Origin of the sequence: Chitinophaga sp. Ak27, from assembly GCF_012726295.1 — a bacterium.
Classification (GTDB): domain Bacteria; phylum Bacteroidota; class Bacteroidia; order Chitinophagales; family Chitinophagaceae; genus Chitinophaga.
Map to the genome: position 1 here is coordinate 994,165 of NZ_JABAOB010000001.1, position 17,549 is coordinate 1,011,713.

A 17,549-nucleotide genomic window follows, 5' to 3' on the forward strand; every position below is an offset into this window, starting at 1 on the left:
TTGTTTCCACACGTTTTGAGTAACCACGTTTTGGAAAAAGGCCATTTACCTATCACCAACAACCACGTTCAATCAAGGAAAAATCAAGTCAAGTTATGCAGACAAAGAGGGCGATACCGATTGTACTTGCCACACTTCTTACCACGGGATGTTTTGCCAGCCAGGTAGATAAACTATCAGATGGTATAGTTGTACATTTAAAACAACCCGCCCGTAATGGCGCGAGGCAGATAAAATTACAGGTGGTTTCAGATAAGGTGATTCACGTAACCGCTACCCCTGGCGAAAGTTTCCAGGGAGCCCCGAGCCTCATGGCCGTTAATAAACAGGGCCATTCCATTCAATGGGATGCGGCAGAGAGCACAGATAATGTAACCCTCAGCACCGCCAGCCTCATCGCCACCGTAGGCCTGCATACAGGAGAAGTGCGTTTCTCTGATAAGGCAGGTCATGTTATACTACAAGAGCAACGCGGCGGAGGTAAAACTTTTACCCCGGTTACTATCGATCAGCAATCTTTATATAAAATACAGCAGGTATTTGAATCGCCCGCCGACGAAGCTTTTTATGGGCTGGGGCAACATCAGACCGGGGTAATGAACTACAAAAACCAGGATGTAGACCTTACCCAGTACAACTCTGTGGCGGCGGTGCCTTTTGTGATATCTAACCATAACTACGGTATTCTATGGGATAACTATTCCATTACCCGTTTTGGCGATGACCGGCCTTACCAGCAAATGTCAGCTTTACACTTAGTCTCTGCGGAGGGTAAGCCGGGAGGCTTTACTGCTACTTATGGCGACCGGTATAACAATACAGTGTACGTTAAAAAGACCGAAGATAAAATAGACTATGAGTTCCTGGACCGGCTGAGCGCCTTACCGGCGGCGTTCCCGATGGTAGAAGGGAAGGTGACCTGGGAAGGCACGGTGACTCCTGATGCCAGCGGCGACTACAAATTTTTCATGACTACTTCCGGTTATACCAAAGTATGGATCAATGGGCAGCTGAAACTGGACAGGTGGCGAGAAAGTTGGAATCCCGGCGCCTCCGTTTTCCGGGAAACGTTGAAAAAGGGACAGCCTGCCACTGTTAAAGTAGAATGGATTCCAGAAACATCCCAGTCGTTCATCTCCCTTAAATTCCTTGCTCCTGATCCGGCAGCTACCGATAAAATGAAGCTCAGTTCCGAAGCTGCCGAAAGAATTGACTACTATTTCATGTATGGTAAAAACATGGATGAAGTGATCAGTGGATACCGGCAGGTAACCGGCAAGGCTACTATGATTCCACGTTGGGCACTCGGTTTTTGGCAAAGCCGGGAACGCTACAAAACGCAGGCGGAGATTGAAAATACTGTGGCGGAGTTCCGCAAAAGACAGATTCCTATCGACAACATTGTGCTTGACTGGAGCTATTGGAAGCAGGATGAATGGGGAAGCCAGCAGTTTGACCCGGCCCGCTTCCCTGACCCGGCGGGTATGATTAAACGTTTGCACGAACAGTATCATACCAACTTTATGATATCGGTATGGCCCAAATTTTACGAGGGGATCGATAATTACAAGTTGTTTGACAGTAAAAACTGGCTGTACAAACAGAACATCAAAAACAGGCAGCGCGACTGGATTGGTAACGGGTACGTATCTACGTTTTATGATGCGTTTAATCCCGAAGCGCGGCGGCTGTTCTGGAGCCTGATCAACAAAAACCTGTTTAGCAAAGGTGTAGACGCGTGGTGGCTGGATGCCACTGAACCGGATATTTTATCCAATTCCTCCATTGAAGTGAGGAAAACACTGATGAATCCAACCGCACTTGGATCATCTACGCAATACTTCAATACCTATGCGCTGGTAAATGCCAAAGGTATTTACGAAGGGCAGCGGTCGGTGAAGCCTGATCAACGGGTATTTATCCTCACCCGATCCGCCTATGCGGGGTTGCAGCGCTATGCTGCCGCCACCTGGAGCGGGGATATTGCCGCCACTTTTGAAGAGCTGGGTAGGCAAATACCTGCGGGTCTGAACTTTTGTATGTCGGGCTTGCCTTACTGGACCACTGATATAGGCGGTTTTTTTGTAGAAGATAAATATGATAAGCCCAATCCACAAGGCGCAGCATTGGAAGAGTGGAGAGAATTAAATACCCGTTGGTTCCAGTATGGCGCTTTTTGCCCCTTGTTCCGGTCACACGGGCAATACCCTTACCGCGAGATGTATAATATAGCGCCCGACAGCAGCGCTGCGTACCGGTCGATGCTGTATTACGATCAGTTGCGCTACCGCTTGCTGCCCTATATCTATTCATTGGCAGGCAGTACTTACCATCACGACTATACGATTATGCGCGGGCTGGCCATGGATTATGGCCAGGATACAGCGGTGTTGGGAATCCGTGATCAGTATATGTTTGGGCCTTCGCTGCTGGTAAATCCTGTTACCCATTACCAAGCACGTAGCCGGGAATTGTATCTGCCGATGGGTAATGGCTGGTATGACTTCTACACTGGGCAATACCAGCCGGGCGGGCGGCATATACAAGCCGATGCGCCTTTATCACGGATGCCTTTGTATGTAAAGGAAGGCGCGATCCTGCCGGTTGGCCCTGCGTTGCAATATACCAGCGAGCGGCCTGCCGACACCATCCGCCTGTACGTGTATACCGGTAAAGATGGGAATTTTACCCTTTATGAAGATGAAACCAATAACTATCAATACGAGAAAGGCGCTTACAGCCAGATTAGCTTTCAGTGGGATGACGCTGCACAAACGCTCCGCATAGGACAACGGGAAGGCAGCTTCCCCGGCATGCTGCAGCAGCGGTACTTCGAGGTAGTATTTGTAAGTAAGCAACAGCCCGGAGGGCCCGACAATCAGCAAATAGCAGGTAAAATGATAACATATAATGGAATAGCAAAAACGGTCCGGGCCTTCTGACCTGGACCATTCTTCCATCAAAAAAACATTTACTGTCTGTTCACTTTTTAGCCTAATAAAACACGTTCACATGAAAAACAGGTACGCCATCAGCAATTTTATTCCGCGGCAGTATGTCTTACGGGCGATTGCTGTCTGCAGTTTAGCGGCTACTGCTCCACCCGCGTTATTGGCCTCCGTTGCTAACAGCAGCGCCTATACGCATGTTATAAAACAAACCGTTACCGGCAAGGTATTGGGCGCCAAAGATGGCGCGCCGCTCCCCGGGGTTAATATAGTAGTAAAAGGTACCGCCCGTGGTACCGTCACCAACGTCAATGGACTATTCACACTAGAAGCCGATGCCGGCGAAATACTGGTAATTTCCCTGGTAGGTTATACCAGGCAGGAAGTGCCGGTTACCGTGGGAGGCCCGATGACCATCCGCCTGCAATCGAGCGCCACTGGCCTGGATGAGCTGGTGGTAGTAGGTTATGGCGTGCAAAAGAAGAAAGTAGTTACCGGCGCCACCGTTCACCTGAACAACGATGACCTGATCAAGAATCATAGTGTTAGTCTTGAGCAATCGTTACAGGGACAGGCCCCGGGTGTACAGGTAACGGCTAACTCCGGCCAGCCCGGCGACCCGATGAAGTTTACCATCCGTGGTATAGGCACTAATGGCGATGCAAAACCGTTATTCATCGTAGACGGCTTCCCCGTGGAAGATATCGCCTATTTGAATCCTACTGATATCGCCAGTATTGATGTATTAAAAGATGCCGCTTCCGTAGCCATTTATGGTACCCGCGCTGCAAATGGGCTGGTGATGATCACCACCAAAAAAGGAAAAGCCGGCAAAGTAAGCGTAACATTTGATGCGTCTTATGGGTTGCAGAACCCTGCTAAAAAGCTGGACCTGCTCAATGCGAAGCAATATGCCAACATTATGAATGAAGCGGCCATTAACTCAGGCTCCGTGCCTATCTACTCCGCAGATTCCATTGCCAAGATGGGCGAAGGCACCGACTGGCAAAAAGCAGCCACGCTTCGTAATGCACCCATCCAGCAATACAGCCTGGGATTTTCCGGTGGTAATGAACGTTCGATTTATTCCTCTTCCCTCTCCTACCAGGGGCAACAAGGAATTATGGGACTACCCGGCAGGTCTAACTTTGAAAGAACATCTTTCCGTATTAACTCAGAGCATAAGTTGTATAAAGATGTAATTAAAACCGGGGAGAATTTAACGTATACCCACACACGTCAACGGGGAATCGGTACCGGCAATATCTATAACAACTCCATCCGCGGGCTGTTAAATGCCAATCCAACTTTCCCCGTATACAATGCCGATGGCAGCTATGGTAAATCGGCCTACGCAGATGAAATTAACCCGATTGGCGGTATCGATTACCTGCAAAACAATAAAACTATCATCGATCGTATCATCGGCGATATCTATGCAGAAGCTACGCTGATCAAGGGATTGACCCTACGCACTGATTTCGGCGCGGATATCTCCTATAACTATGTGAATTCATTTATCCCGGTATATAACCTGGGTACCAATAACAGCAGTACCCACTCACAGGCCAGTCAGGCTATTTACCGCAACCTTACCTGGAACTGGGATAACACCCTCACCTACCAGTTGAATGTCGGTAAAAATAACCTGAATGTAATGGTAGGTACCACCGCTAAGAAGTATGAAGGATATAATGTAGGTGGCAGCAAATCGGACCTTATCATTCCCGACTTTGATCACGCCATCATCAGCAATGGGACCAACGAAGATACCCGTAAAGTATTTGGTACGCGGAGCATGAATGCCCTGCAGTCTTACTTTGGAAGAATCTTTTATAACTACGATGAAAAATACCTGTTGACCGCCACCCTTCGCCGGGATGGGTCCACGAAATTTGGCGCAGATAACCGTTATGGATACTTTCCTTCCTTTTCCGTAGGATGGATTGCCACCAATGAAAACTTCCTGCGTGATATTTCCTGGCTGAACTTCCTGAAGATCCGTGGTGGATGGGGGCAAAATGGCAGCGACCGGATCGACGATTTCCGCTACCTGGCAACCATTAACTCCACTTACCGCGACTATTACTTCAATGGCGTGAAAGCCGTGGGCGCCGCTCCCGACAAAATTCCCAATCCCCGCTTACGCTGGGAAGCATCGGAACAAACGGACATAGGATTTGATGCGACGTTGTTTAAAAATCTGAACATCACCTTTGACTGGTACAAGAAGAGTACCCGCGATTGGCTGGTAACCGCGCCCATCCCGGATATCGTAGGTACCGGCGCACCTACCATCAATGGGGGTAATATTGAAAACAAAGGGATAGAATTGGGTATCAACTACCATCACAAATTTGGTGAAGTGAATATTGGTATTGGTGGTAATATTTCCTTCAATAAAAACACCGTATTGCAGATCCCTAACCAGGAAGGTGTATTGCATCCGTCTTATAACGGGGTATTGGCTTCCAATATGGATGAATACTTCCGGGCACAGAATGGGATGCCTATCGGCTTCTTCTATGGCCTCAAAACAGCCGGTATTTTCCAGAACCAGGCAGAAATTGATGCTTATACCGGTAAAAACGGTCAGAAGATACAGCCAAATGCACAGCCTGGCGATGTACGTTTTGTAGACATGAACGGTGATGGCATCATTACCGGCGATGATAAAACCAAGGTAGGCGATCCGAATCCAAAACAAACATATGGAATGTCTTTGTCTGCCGACTGGAGAGGCTTTGACCTGTCGGTATTGCTCAGCGGTGTGGGCGGCAATGATATCGTAGATGGTACCCGCGCTTACGACCGTTATATTAACAACTATACTACGGCCATCTTTGACCGCTGGCATGGAGAAGGTACTTCTAACTACCTGCCCCGTGTTACCCAAAACAACGAGCCTAACCAGAACTATACCCGCTTCTCTGACCTGTATGTACACAACGGGGCATTCCTGCGTATCAAGAGTATCAACCTGGGCTACGACCTGAAGAGGACATTACTGAAACGCCTGCCTATGCAGCAGTTAAGGCTCTATGTTTCCGGTTTGAATGTGTTTACGTTTACACATTACCGTGGCCTGGATCCTGAAGTTGGTTATGGTATAGATCCCTGGTCTTCCGGAACTGACCTCGGTTATTTCCCACAGCCCAGAACTATTTTATTCGGTCTTAATGTTAAATTCTAAACCCGGGCAATCATGAAAAAGATACTTGCAGCGATTATAATAACAGGGGTAATGAGTTCCTGCGGAAAGAAATTCCTGGAAACATTGCCGATTAATACGATCACAGAAGAAGATTTTTATAAAACACCTACCGATGCCTACCAGGGATTGGTGGCTGCTTATAGTGTATTGAACTGGGATGGCTTTGGTAACATTGCCCTTACTTCCGAAATCGCCTCAGACAACTGTTTTGGCGGCGGTGGCGCCTCTGATAACGGCTGGATCCAATGGGACAAAAGCCTGCGGATGACCGATCAGAACAGCAATGCCTGGAAGAAATACTACACTGGTATTTATCGCGCTAATAAATTTTTACAAAAGGTAGATGGCGTAAACTTTAAAGGCGACGATGCTACGAAGAAGCGTTACATCGCAGAAGCGCATTTTCTCCGGGCTTATTTTTACTTCGACCTGGTACGGATGTTTGGCCATGTGCCGTTGATCACTACGCCGTTGGAGCCTGGCAACTATAGTGTGCCCCAGGCGAGCGCAGATAGTGTATATCATCTCATTGCCAGTGACCTGAAGCAGGCTGCTGCCGATCTTCCTGCTACGTCCTACAGCAGTATTCCTGCTGCTGAAAATGGGCGTGCCACCAAATGGGCCGCAGAAGCGTTATTAGGTCGTGTATTTCTCTATTATACCGGCTACTATAACAAGCCTGATGTAGCTGGTGTAGTTACCCAGGCAGATGCCATTACTGCTATTGATGATGTGATTAACAACAGCGGCTACAGCCTGGTGCCTAAATACCAAAACCTGTTTCGTGCGTCAGCAGAAAGCAAGGAAGCCTATGCGGGGCAGAATAACCAGGAAGGCATTTTTACCATACAATTTACCTACCTGGGTTTAGGGGATCAGAACCAGCAGAATGGTAACCGGGTACAGGTGATGATTGGTATACGCAGCCAGGTGCTGGGTCCTTACTATAAAGGCTGGGGCGGCGCTACGGTGAATGAAAAGCTGTACCGTGCCTTCGCACCTGGCGATAGCAGACAGGCTGCTTCCATCATTTCTATTAACGCCGAAGGGTATACGAATACCTATGTAAAGGGAGATCAGGCGCAGTACACCGGGTTCTTCTGTAAAAAATATACGCCTTTAAAAGACGGTAATGCCGATGACCTGGGTGGTAGCTTCCAATGGGACAACTACGATAATTTCATGGCCATTCGTTTTGCAGATGTGTTGTTGATGGGTGCGGAACTCAACCTGGGTAGCAATGTTGCCAAAGCGCAGGGGTATATTAACCGGGTGCGTGACCGTGCCTTCGGCGATCAAACGCATCGGATAACGCTCAGCAGCAAGGCGCAAATCATGGAAGAGCGCCGTTTGGAATTGTCGCTCGAAGGGTTGCGTTACTGGGATTTGCTAAGACAGGGCATGAGTGTAGCGAAGAACGCCATAGACAATACCGCTACCGATCCTGCCTTCAATATCAGTTTCAGGAGTGAAACCAATGGTTTGTTTTCTATCCCTGAAACACAGATCAATTTGTCTAATGGTTCGCTGATACAAAATACCGGATGGTGATACTGTTCACATTAAAATCTACCAAAATGAAATCGCTGTATATATTTTTAGCCGGCGCCCTGGCTTTGTCACTGAATGCCTGTACGCCTTACGAGGACCGGATTACCCCGGAAGATCCTGCTGGCATTAAACTCGACTTTTCCGTTACCCAAACGCCGGGGTACGACAACCAGGTAACGCTGGAAAGCAACACCAAAGGTGTAATTCCTTTCTGGGATTACGTTTTTGGCACCACTAAAGAAACGAAGGCCGTAGTGATATTACCTTTTGCCGGCGAGTTTTACGTCAAATATTCCGCCTATGGCAGTGGCGGTCCTAAAACGGATTCTGTGAAAGTGAAAGTTAGCGCCAACGACCCGAAATTTTTCTCCAGTAAATTATATCACCTGCTTACCAATGATGCGGCTGGTAAGACCTGGGTATGGGCAGTAGATGTACCTGGTGGCTATTGCTTTGGCAATGGTCCCGGGGATGCCGACAAGCCCGCCTGGTGGACCGTAGACGCCGCGGGCTTGAAAACCCAGGGCGTAATTGATGACCAGATGACCTTTGATCTGAACGGTAATGCCCATTTTGCTATCACGCATAACGGCACTACCACCCAGGGCTTTTTTAGCCTGGATACGCTGAATCAGAAAATAAAGATTAACGGGGCCGACATTAGCTGGGGCAATAATGTGGCTTACAATATTATAAAGCTGAACGAAAACGAGATGACGCTGGTACAGCAGGGAGATGGCTGGCGTAATATCTGGATGTTCAAGCGGAAAGGGTTTGTATTTTAAAAATCCACTTATGTACACCGGCGGGAATATTCCTGCCGGTATTTTTAAAATCGACGATACTCAGTATTAATAATGCTGTTTTGGTTGTTACCTGTTGCCGGTGCTTTCCAGTACCGGCTATTTTTTTGTGGCAGGCCTTGTTCATGGCCGGTCTGGAAATCACCCTGTGTTATTCCTTATTCTTTTACTATCTTTCAACATACAACGCTTCTTGTCATGGAAATTAAAGTTCTGACAGCGCCCGGGCTAGGTAGCTCCGGGCCATTACACTGGCAAACACTGTGGGAGCAGCTGATTCCAGGTACCAGACGGATTGAGCAACATAGCTGGGATGCCCCGGTCTGCGAGGATTGGGTAGCCACCATAGAGCAGGCAGTGGCGGATGCCGGTCCACAGGTAGTGATTGCTGCCCATAGCCTGGCCTGTATAGCATTGGTGCATTGGGCGGAAAAAACCAGGTTGAAAATTACCGGCGCTTTGCTGGTAGCGCCTGCAGATGCCGAAAGGCAGGATTTCCCGCCAGAAGCGCAGGGCTTTTCCCCTATTCCCCTGGTGAAACTGCCCTTCCCCAGTATGGTAGTCGCCAGTACCAACGATCCCTATTGCTCACTGGAAAGAGCCGCTTTTTTAGCCAACCAATGGGGTAGCCGTTTTGTGAATGCCGGCGCCAAGGGCCATATCAACAGTGAGTCGGGTTTAGGTGAATGGCACGAAGGCCAAAACCTTCTGAAAGCGCTGATACAAAACTGGCCCACCCTCTGATGCCGGCTAATTTTCCGTTTAGCGGGTAATTACTGTTTTTCTTTCCCACTGATCCCCACGTTTTTCTTTTGCCGTCAAAAAATATATCTTGCCACCCGGAGCGAAAGACTAAATCGATTTTCCAAGTGGAACAATTAACACAAAGATAAAGGTGCGGTGTATGGATACAAGATAGGATTATGTCAACTTTGGCCCCGCAAAACGGGGTACATTCTCCATTTAACAGGTTATAAATCAGATTTTAGGATACAATGAAAAATTTTCTGCCCATACTATCAGGTATATTACTGGCCGGCAGTGCACAGGCGCAAATGCAACAGTATAGCATGGCCAATGCACACTCCCATAATGACTATGAACGGGCTACGCCTTTTTATGCCGCTGCTTCACTCCAGTTTGGTTCCATAGAAGCCGACATACACCTGAAAGACGGTGTACTGTATGTAGCCCATGATCCCAGTGCCATCACTCCTTTCCGTACTTTTAAAGAAATGTACCTGCAGCCGGTATTGCGGCAGTTTGCACTTTATAATGGGAAACCCTATGCCGATGGCGCTCCCATGCAATTACTGATAGATCTGAAAACAGCAGGCAGCCCTACGTTACAGGCATTACAGGAGCTGATACTTCCCTATCGCCAGTATTTTGATCGCAGCCAGAACCCTGCTGCCGTAAAGCTGGTCATCTCCGGTAACTTACCTCCTATGGCGGAATGGCCCAAATACGATCCTATCTTTTTCTTCGATGGCCGGCCTGACAGCGTATACCCGGCAACGTTAAAGTCACGCATTGCCATGCTCAGCGTTGACTTCGGCGCCTATAGTCATTGGAATGGTAAAGGTACCCTGGTACCGGCGGAGCTGGAAAAGGTAACCCATGTGATAGAACGTGTACACCAGCAAGGCTATGCGTTCCGCTTTTGGGGTGCGCCATCTACCCGCTCCACCTATTATAAGCTAATGGACCTGGGCGTAGATTGGATTGGCTCCGACCATCCGGCAGAGTTGTATGATGTGATGCACAGTACTCAACGCACCACCGCGTCCAATATGCCGGTACATCCCGTATATACACCTACATATGTATCCGATGCCACCCAAGTACGTTCTAAAAACGTGATCCTGATGATTGGCGATGGTACCGGCCTGGCAGAAATGTTTTCCGGTTATACCGCCAACAAAGGTGCGCTGAACATCTTCCAGATGAAACAGCTGGGCTTATCCAAAACCCAGTCCACCGATAATTACCACACCGATTCTGCCGCCGGCGGATCCGCCATGGGTACCGGGCAGAAAACGCATAACCGCGCCATTGGTCTCGATAACACTTACGTGTCCATCCCCGTATTACCGGAAATACTGGCGCCTAAAGGCATACAAAGTGGTGTGATTGTTACCGAAGAAATCACCGGCGCCACGCCTGCCTCTTTCTACGGCCATACTGCCGACCGCGATAGCACCTATACCCTGGAGCGCCAGCTGCTGAGCAGCAAACTGCAATTGGCAGTAGGCGGCGGCCGGGAATCGCTCGACAAAGACTTTGGACCGCAACTGGCAGCTTCCGGTATACAGGTATATGATAACCTCGATAACTGGAACGCCACTACGAAAAATCGTACGCTGGTTATTCTCCCTAATAAAGTAGTGAGCGCTATGCGCAATGGCCGGGGCAATTACCTGAAAGCAGCGGTGAAGAAAGCGTTACAGCAGCTCAATGCTTCCGGTAAAGGCTTCTTTTTAATGGTAGAAGGCTCCCGTATTGACCAGGGTGGCCATATGAATGACCTGGATTACCTGGTACGTGAGATGCTCGATTTTGACGAAGCCGTAGGAGAAGCTTTACGCTTTGCAGACCAGGATAAGCAGACCACGGTGATCGTTACTGCCGACCATGAAACCGGCGGCCTTGCCCTCATGGATGGCGATATCGCCAAAGGCACGCTGCGTGGCCACTTTGCTACCAACGATCATACGGGTATCCCGGTGATGGTATTTGCCTACGGCCCTAATTCCCAGCTTTTCCGGGGAGTATATGAGAACAATGAAATTTTTAAAAAGATGATGGCCTGCTACAAACGCTAGTTGGTAAGGGGTTCCGTAAATAGCTACAGGCCAATACCTGGTAAAAGTGAAAACTTTACTGGTATTGGCCTTTTTCTTTTTTATTTTTAGGGGCATTTTTAAAATTCCAGTTAGTTATGTTAACACGCATTGCTTTACTTCTGTTGGCAACATTATGCCTGCAGTCCGCGTCCGCACAGGAAACCCAACGCATCTATCTTTCCGGCACCGATAAAGACCATACCGTTGACTGGGACTTTTATTGTTCCGGCGGCCGCAAAAGCGGGCAGTGGACGACCATTCCCGTTCCTTCCAACTGGGAACAGCAGGGATTTGGCGGTTATAACTATGGACATGATAAAGTAAAAGCAGATGAAAAAGGCAGTTATCGTTATCGTTTTGATGCGCCGGCCAACTGGCAACAACAGCAGGTAAGCCTGGTATTTGATGGGGTAATGACCGATGCGGATGTAAAAATTAATGGTCGTGCTGCCGGCGCTATTCACCAGGGCGGCTTTTACCGGTTCAGCTACGATATCAGCAAGCTATTGCGTAAGGGCAGCAACCTGCTGGAGGTAACAGTGAGTAAAATGTCGGCCAATGCCAGTGTGAACAGGGCCGAACGTAATGGCGATTTTTGGGTACTGGGAGGCATTTACCGGCCCGTTTACCTGGAAGTGAAGCCCAGGGTACATATTAACCACCTGGCTATTAATGCTACGGCTAAAGGCGACTTTACCGTGCAGGTATTTACCAACAACCTTCCGTCCGGATATTCCGTCAGCGCCCAAATATTTAGTCTTGATGGTAAGCCGTTACAGGAAGCTGTTACAGCCAACGAGAAAGCCTATACCACGCAGCCGAACGAACGTATATATACATTACAGCAACAGGTAGCGCGTCCCCGCACGTGGAGTGCTGAGTTCCCTCATCGTTACCGGGCGGTAATACAGGTGAAGAACGGTGCCCAGGTAGTACACAGTGTTACGCAGCCCTTTGGCTTCCGCACCATTGCGGTACGTCCACGGGATGGGATATACGTGAATGGCGTGCGGGTTTTGCTGAAAGGCGTAAACCGCCACAGTGCGTGGCCGGAAACCGGTCGTACGCTGAGTAAAGACATCAGCATCCTGGATGTGAACCTGATGAAAGATATGAACATGAACGCGGTGCGCATGTCGCATTACCCGCCGGATGAGCACTTCCTGGATGTATGCGATTCATTGGGACTTTTTGTACTGGACGAGCTTACGGGCTGGCAGGCTGCTTATGATACTGTTATCGGGCGCCGGCTGGTGAAAGAGCTGGTGGTACGGGATGTTAACCATCCTTCCATTATCTTCTGGGACAATGGTAATGAAGGCGGCTTTAACCGGGCGCTGGACGGCGACTATGCCCTTTATGATCCGCAACAGCGGCCGGTATTGCATCCCTGGGAGCGATACAGCGGCATAGACACGAAACACTATCCCGACTACAACTACGTAGTGAATTCGAGTTTATATGACCAGCAAGACATCCTGATGCCCACCGAGTTTATGCATGGCTTGTACGATGGCGGTATGGGCGCAGGGTTACAGGATTTCTGGGCGCGCATTTCCCAGCATCCGCGGGGTGGTGGCGGCTTCCTGTGGGTATTGGCGGATGAGGGGCTCGTACGTACCGATAAGGACGGATGGATAGATACCGACGGGAATCATGCTCCTGACGGCATTGTGGGCCCTCACCGGGAGAAAGAGGGCAGCTTTTACGCCATTAAAGACACCTGGTCGCCGGTACAAATATCATTGCCTGTTATTACAGCTGCCTTCAACGGCCGTATACCTGTTGAAAATTGTTATGACTATACGCCTCTCTCCCAGTGCGGGTTCCGGTGGCAGCTGCTGCGGTTGCCTTCTCCCGGAAAAGATAACCGGGCAGACACCATCAGTGCCGGTTATATTACCGCGCCGGCATTGGCGCCACATACCAAAGGCTTCCTGCAACTGGCACATCCCCGGGTCTGGGACCTGGCCGACGTGCTATATATTACAGTAACCGACCCGTATGGACGGGCGATCTTACAAAAGAGCTGGCCTTTACGATTGCCGGCGCCGCCGGCTGCTACCGGCAACGGACAGCAAGTGGCGGGCGTTGTCAGTGGGGATACGCTGACCGTTGCCGCCGGCAATACCCGGTATGCGTTTAGCCGTACCAGTGGGCAGCTGATGCAGATCGTTGCCAATGGGCAGGTGGTGCCGCTCAGCGGAGGCCCCGTGCTGGCGGGCGTAACGCAAACCCTGCAACAGTTCAGCCACAGCCCGGGCGACAGCGGTTACATTGTTACCGCCCGTTATGAAGGCAATGGCTTTCTCCAGGTAAAATGGACCATTAAAGCTGGCGTCCCCGCCCAGCTGGATTATAGCTATAGCGTAAAAGGAGAAACGCCGTTTACCGGCATTACCTTTAACTACCCGGAAAGTGCGGTGAAAGGAATGGCCTGGATTGGCGAAGGGCCGTACCGGGTATGGAAAAACAGGCTGCAGGGTCAACAGTTTGGCAGTTGGTATAAAACCTATAACAACACGGTAACCGGTGAAAGCTGGGAATATCCTGAGTTTAAAGGCTATCATGCACAGGTGCACCGGGCTACTTTTTACACCACCGGTACCCCGGTTACCTTTTATATCGGCAATGAGGGTACGTTTTTGCAGGTGTTTCGTCCCCTGCCGCCCAAAGGAGCGGGCAACAACCATACCGCGCCAGCCTTTCCGGAGGGCGATATCGGTTTTATGAGCGCTATTTCGCCTATAGGCACCAAGTTCCAGGAGGCTAGCCGGATGGGGCCTGAAAGCCAGGGAAACCTTATGCTGAATTATACGCCGGTGAGCGGGCGTATATGGATAGATGCTGGTATGTAAATGACTAGCGCAGGTTGCCGGGATCTGTCACAAAGTTCAGGAAGGCATTGAATTTCGCGTTATACTTGCGCTTGTCCAGTTTAAAATAGAACGCGCCCCGCTTGGAGCTCAGGCGGTCTTTATCCTTTTGTTTGATGAGCAGGCCAGTAGAAAGTACTTTACGGCTGAAGTTCCGTTTGTCGAAGGTGACATCGTATACCGCTTCATAGAGGAGCTGGAGCTGCGGAATGGTAAACTTCAGTGGCAGCAGCTCAAACAGGATGGGATGTATGGCGGCTTTATAGCGGAGCTTTTCCTGGGCCATCTTTACCATTTCAGTATGGTCGAAGATGAGGTCTGGTAGCTGATCGAGGGCAATCCATTCCGCATGGTATTCGTCGCTGATCTGCAGCTTGTATTGGTTAATATCGATGAGTGCAAAGTAGGTGATGGATACGGTACGCTCTACGGGATCACGGGTGGGATCGCCAAAAGCAAACAATTGTTCCATATATACGCCTTCCAGGCCGGTGAGCTTATGCAGTACACGTTCAGCCGCGGTTTCAAAGCTTTCGTTGGGCTGTACAAACCCACCCATCAGGCTCCATTTGTTCTTCAGGGGCTCAAACCCACGCTTTATCAGTAACAGTTTTAATGCTTCTCCATCAAAGCCAAAAATGATACAGTCAACTGCCACCAGCATCCTTGACTGCCCGGAATAACGTGTCATACCAGCAAAATTTTATATAACCCGGCAATTTATAATTCCCTGTTGACATTAAGAAATTATATTGTCAGATTCCGGAATTATCCCAACAATTGTTGCAACACCGGATCGGTATAATCTGCCACGAAAGCGATAATATTATCGTAGGCGGCAAATTCCTCCCGGGTATGCATGGTCGTTAGCACCACCGCTTTCATACCTGCATTCAATGCCGCTTCCACGCCTTTGGGCGCATCTTCAAACACGATGCAGCTGGCGGGTGCTACACCCAAGGCTGCTGCACATTGCAGGAATACCTCTGGGTTGGGCTTACTCGTAGCTACCTGTTCGGCCCCGATGATGGCGCCCATATAGTGACGGATATGCAGATTATCCAGTACGTAGTCGATGTTAAACGCATTGGCCGCAGAACCGATGGCCATGGGGATATGTGCGGCGGCGGCATTTTCCAGGAAAGCAGGTAAACCGGCAATCAGCTCCAGGTGGGGACGGAAGGCTTCCTGGTACAGCACTTCTTTCTCGTGGGCTATCTCACTCATCTGTTGCGGTGTGAAGTGGTTTTCTCCGAAGATGCGTACCAGCAGTTCTTCGTTCTTACCATACATATGACTCCTCACTATCTCTCTTGAGAGATTGGCGCCCAGCTTGTTCAACATGTTGAACCACCCTTCCAAGTGAAATTCCATGTCATTGATCATGGTGCCATTCATATCAAATAAAAACGCTTTTTGCTGCTGTGTCATAAGGCCTTTTTTAGTAAGGCGCAAAGATACACCATTCCTGCGTTTTTTTCCTGCCCAGGGCCATACTATAACGGCCCTGAGCAGGAAAATAAACCAAATGTATCTATTCCAGCATCTTTTTCAACCCCGTTTCGTAGTTGGCAATTTCGGTAGAAAGTGTATCTACCAATGGCTTGCGACTACCTTTATCTCCTTCCAGTATAATACTCCATCTTACTACCGCTGTATCATCTTTATCCGGCATTGACTCTACCAGGGCAGTCACCGTAGCATGGGTGATGCCTGTAGGCAGCGGAGACACAATACTGAATACAAAAAATTTATAGGATTCATGTACCTGTTCAATGGCGTCTTTACGTTTGGTATTGTCGGTGAAAGTAATTTCCCGCACGCGGCTATCGCCTTCCCCGGTAATCTGCACGTCTTTAATCATGCCATTGGAGTAATCCTTTACCTGTGACAGGTTCCGTATTACCCGCCAGATTTTCACGGGAGAGCTTTTGATAATAGTTTCATGAGTATAGTCCGGTATGATCTTCTTTGCGGCCTGCATTTGAGCCATGGCCGCGGCACTGCAACAGATTAACAACAGCGTGAATATTCTTTTCATAAACATAACTTAATTACAGGTGATTTCATTATTTACCAAAAAGACCAGCTTCATTATTGCATGGTGGCCATAGGAATGGCTTTTGCGATGTTGCCGCTGGCTGGCTTAGGCACTTCTGCTGTAGTTACTTTTTTCCCACCAAACAGTTCTGCCAGTTTCTTTTCAATAGCGCCGGTTCCATCCGGATTAAAACCCACTTCTTTCATCAGGATTACGCCATCGGGGCTGATCAGGTAAGTGGTAGGCACGCCGGTAATGGCAAAGCCACTGCCTGCAATATTGATATTGTCCAGTGCCTGCTTCCAGGGGTTCTTTTCCTGCGCAACCGCTTTCAACCAGTCCTCCTTACTCTTATCGATGGAGATGCTGTAGATATCGAAGCGCTGATCTTTATACTGCTGGAACACTTCGCGCATATGCGGGAACGATTTACGGCAGGGGCCACACCAGCTAGCCCAGAAGTCGATCAGCACATACTTTCCTTTGAACTGGCTGAAAGCCAGGGATTGGTCTTTTTCATCCGGCAGTGTAAAGTCTTTCACTTTTTTTCCTACGGCAGAATTTTTAATACCTTGTGCAAACGCGTGAAATTCTTTTGCCTCCTTAGTTTGCTTCATCCGGGACGATAACCCTTCGTACAGCCTATCCTGTTGGTCTACTGTCATGATGCTTTTAGATTCCCCCAGGCTAAATACTGATGCGTAGGAATCCGGGTGGTCTTTCACCAGCTTTTGCAGCAGGGGCACCAGGTATTGTTGCTGTAAAGCTTTCTGTCTTTCCTCGAACGCAGCATAGCGGGGGTCGGACTCCTGCAGCCACGGCTGGCCGTATTCTTTTTTCAGTGCTTCACTGATAAATTTCCAGGCGGCTGATTTATCTTTTCCGTAGGCCTGTAGTAATTCAACTGCCTCAGAACCTTTTACGGTAGAGGCATTCAGCCCTTTGGCGATATCGCTGGTAACTGTGTAAGTAACCGGTTTATCCATAAGAATACCGAAGGGCGTATACATCTGCCTTTCCGCCTTTATGTACTCCGGGTACAGGATCAGGAAAACCGGTTCTTTAAAGGGGATATGAAAGGTATATTTCCCATTTTCTATCGTGGTAGAGTCGTGATAAGTGCGGGAGTAGAGATACATTTTATTGTGTCCCTTCAGGTCGCCGGTAATGGTACCCTGGAGTGTAATCTCCTGGACGGTTTGGGCAAAGCAGCCCAAACTGATCAGCGTACCCGAAAGGGCTGCGATAACTTTCTTCATTTGCATGTGTT

At 49.0% G+C, this 17,549-nt stretch carries 11 protein-coding genes; 7 read left to right on the forward strand and 4 right to left on the reverse strand.

The window, feature by feature from the left end; genetic code table 11:
• Window positions 1-95 precede the first annotated feature (95 nt).
• The 7 genes from HGH90_RS03940 to HGH90_RS03970 all read left to right on the forward strand — a co-directional run bounded on the left by HGH90_RS03940 (window position 96) and on the right by HGH90_RS03970 (window position 14,220).
• Window positions 96-2,942, forward strand: coding sequence for a TIM-barrel domain-containing protein (locus HGH90_RS03940; RefSeq protein ID WP_168763689.1), 2,847 nt, complete (start codon window positions 96-98; stop codon window positions 2,940-2,942).
• Window positions 2,943-3,012: 70 nt separating this feature from the next.
• Entirely contained in the window at window positions 3,013-6,141 is a 3,129-nt protein-coding gene (locus HGH90_RS03945) for a SusC/RagA family TonB-linked outer membrane protein (RefSeq protein WP_169190442.1), read from the forward strand.
• A 12-nt stretch (window positions 6,142-6,153) separates the two neighbouring features.
• On the forward strand, window positions 6,154-7,713 hold the full coding sequence (locus HGH90_RS03950) for a RagB/SusD family nutrient uptake outer membrane protein (protein WP_168763691.1): 1,560 nt from the start codon (window positions 6,154-6,156) through the stop codon (window positions 7,711-7,713).
• A gap of 26 nt (window positions 7,714-7,739) precedes the next feature.
• Window positions 7,740-8,498 (forward strand): hypothetical protein, encoded by a 759-nt coding sequence (locus HGH90_RS03955; protein ID WP_169190443.1) that lies wholly within the window; start codon window positions 7,740-7,742, stop codon window positions 8,496-8,498.
• 216 nt (window positions 8,499-8,714) lie between these two features.
• Window positions 8,715-9,260: an RBBP9/YdeN family alpha/beta hydrolase gene (locus tag HGH90_RS03960; RefSeq protein ID WP_168763693.1), complete on the forward strand. Its 546-nt coding sequence runs from the start codon at window positions 8,715-8,717 to the stop codon at window positions 9,258-9,260.
• Between the two features lie 251 nt (window positions 9,261-9,511).
• Window positions 9,512-11,341, forward strand: a complete 1,830-nt coding sequence (locus tag HGH90_RS03965; protein WP_168763694.1) for an alkaline phosphatase — start codon at window positions 9,512-9,514, stop codon at window positions 11,339-11,341.
• A gap of 116 nt (window positions 11,342-11,457) precedes the next feature.
• The gene (locus HGH90_RS03970) at window positions 11,458-14,220 is read left to right on the forward strand and encodes a glycoside hydrolase family 2 protein (RefSeq protein WP_168763695.1); all 2,763 of its coding nucleotides are present in this window, start codon (window positions 11,458-11,460) and stop codon (window positions 14,218-14,220) included.
• Window positions 14,221-14,224: 4 nt separating this feature from the next.
• Here the strand turns inward: HGH90_RS03970 and HGH90_RS03975 are convergent, their stop codons facing one another.
• The 4 genes from HGH90_RS03975 to HGH90_RS03990 all read right to left on the reverse strand — a co-directional run bounded on the left by HGH90_RS03975 (window position 14,225) and on the right by HGH90_RS03990 (window position 17,538).
• Window positions 14,225-14,929, reverse strand: coding sequence for an NUDIX hydrolase (locus tag HGH90_RS03975; protein ID WP_168763696.1), 705 nt, complete (start codon window positions 14,927-14,929; stop codon window positions 14,225-14,227).
• Window positions 14,930-15,006: 77 nt separating this feature from the next.
• Window positions 15,007-15,669: an HAD family hydrolase gene (locus tag HGH90_RS03980; RefSeq protein ID WP_168763697.1), complete on the reverse strand. Its 663-nt coding sequence runs from the start codon at window positions 15,667-15,669 to the stop codon at window positions 15,007-15,009.
• A gap of 103 nt (window positions 15,670-15,772) precedes the next feature.
• A complete protein-coding gene (locus HGH90_RS03985) occupies window positions 15,773-16,279 on the reverse strand; it encodes a hypothetical protein (protein WP_168763698.1) in 507 nt (168 codons plus the stop codon).
• Between the two features lie 53 nt (window positions 16,280-16,332).
• On the reverse strand, window positions 16,333-17,538 hold the full coding sequence (locus tag HGH90_RS03990; protein ID WP_168763699.1) for a TlpA disulfide reductase family protein: 1,206 nt from the start codon (window positions 17,536-17,538) through the stop codon (window positions 16,333-16,335).
• Between the last annotated feature and the right edge of the window lie 11 nt (window positions 17,539-17,549).

What these genes read in the sequence shown, in the direction of transcription:
- HGH90_RS03980 (WP_168763697.1), bottom strand. Translation starts at nt 15,669, where the DNA reads ATGACACAGCAGCAAAAAGCGTTTTTATTTGATATGAATGGCACCATG.
- HGH90_RS03970 (WP_168763695.1), top strand. Translation starts at nt 11,458, where the DNA reads ATGTTAACACGCATTGCTTTACTTCTGTTGGCAACATTATGCCTGCAG.
- HGH90_RS03990 (WP_168763699.1), bottom strand. Translation starts at nt 17,538, where the DNA reads ATGAAGAAAGTTATCGCAGCCCTTTCGGGTACGCTGATCAGTTTGGGC.
- HGH90_RS03960 (WP_168763693.1), top strand. Translation starts at nt 8,715, where the DNA reads ATGGAAATTAAAGTTCTGACAGCGCCCGGGCTAGGTAGCTCCGGGCCA.
- HGH90_RS03965 (WP_168763694.1), top strand. Translation starts at nt 9,512, where the DNA reads ATGAAAAATTTTCTGCCCATACTATCAGGTATATTACTGGCCGGCAGT.
- HGH90_RS03955 (WP_169190443.1), top strand. Translation starts at nt 7,740, where the DNA reads ATGAAATCGCTGTATATATTTTTAGCCGGCGCCCTGGCTTTGTCACTG.
- HGH90_RS03950 (WP_168763691.1), top strand. Translation starts at nt 6,154, where the DNA reads ATGAAAAAGATACTTGCAGCGATTATAATAACAGGGGTAATGAGTTCC.
- HGH90_RS03985 (WP_168763698.1), bottom strand. Translation starts at nt 16,279, where the DNA reads ATGAAAAGAATATTCACGCTGTTGTTAATCTGTTGCAGTGCCGCGGCC.
- HGH90_RS03940 (WP_168763689.1), top strand. Translation starts at nt 96, where the DNA reads ATGCAGACAAAGAGGGCGATACCGATTGTACTTGCCACACTTCTTACC.
- HGH90_RS03975 (WP_168763696.1), bottom strand. Translation starts at nt 14,929, where the DNA reads ATGACACGTTATTCCGGGCAGTCAAGGATGCTGGTGGCAGTTGACTGT.
- HGH90_RS03945 (WP_169190442.1), top strand. Translation starts at nt 3,013, where the DNA reads ATGAAAAACAGGTACGCCATCAGCAATTTTATTCCGCGGCAGTATGTC.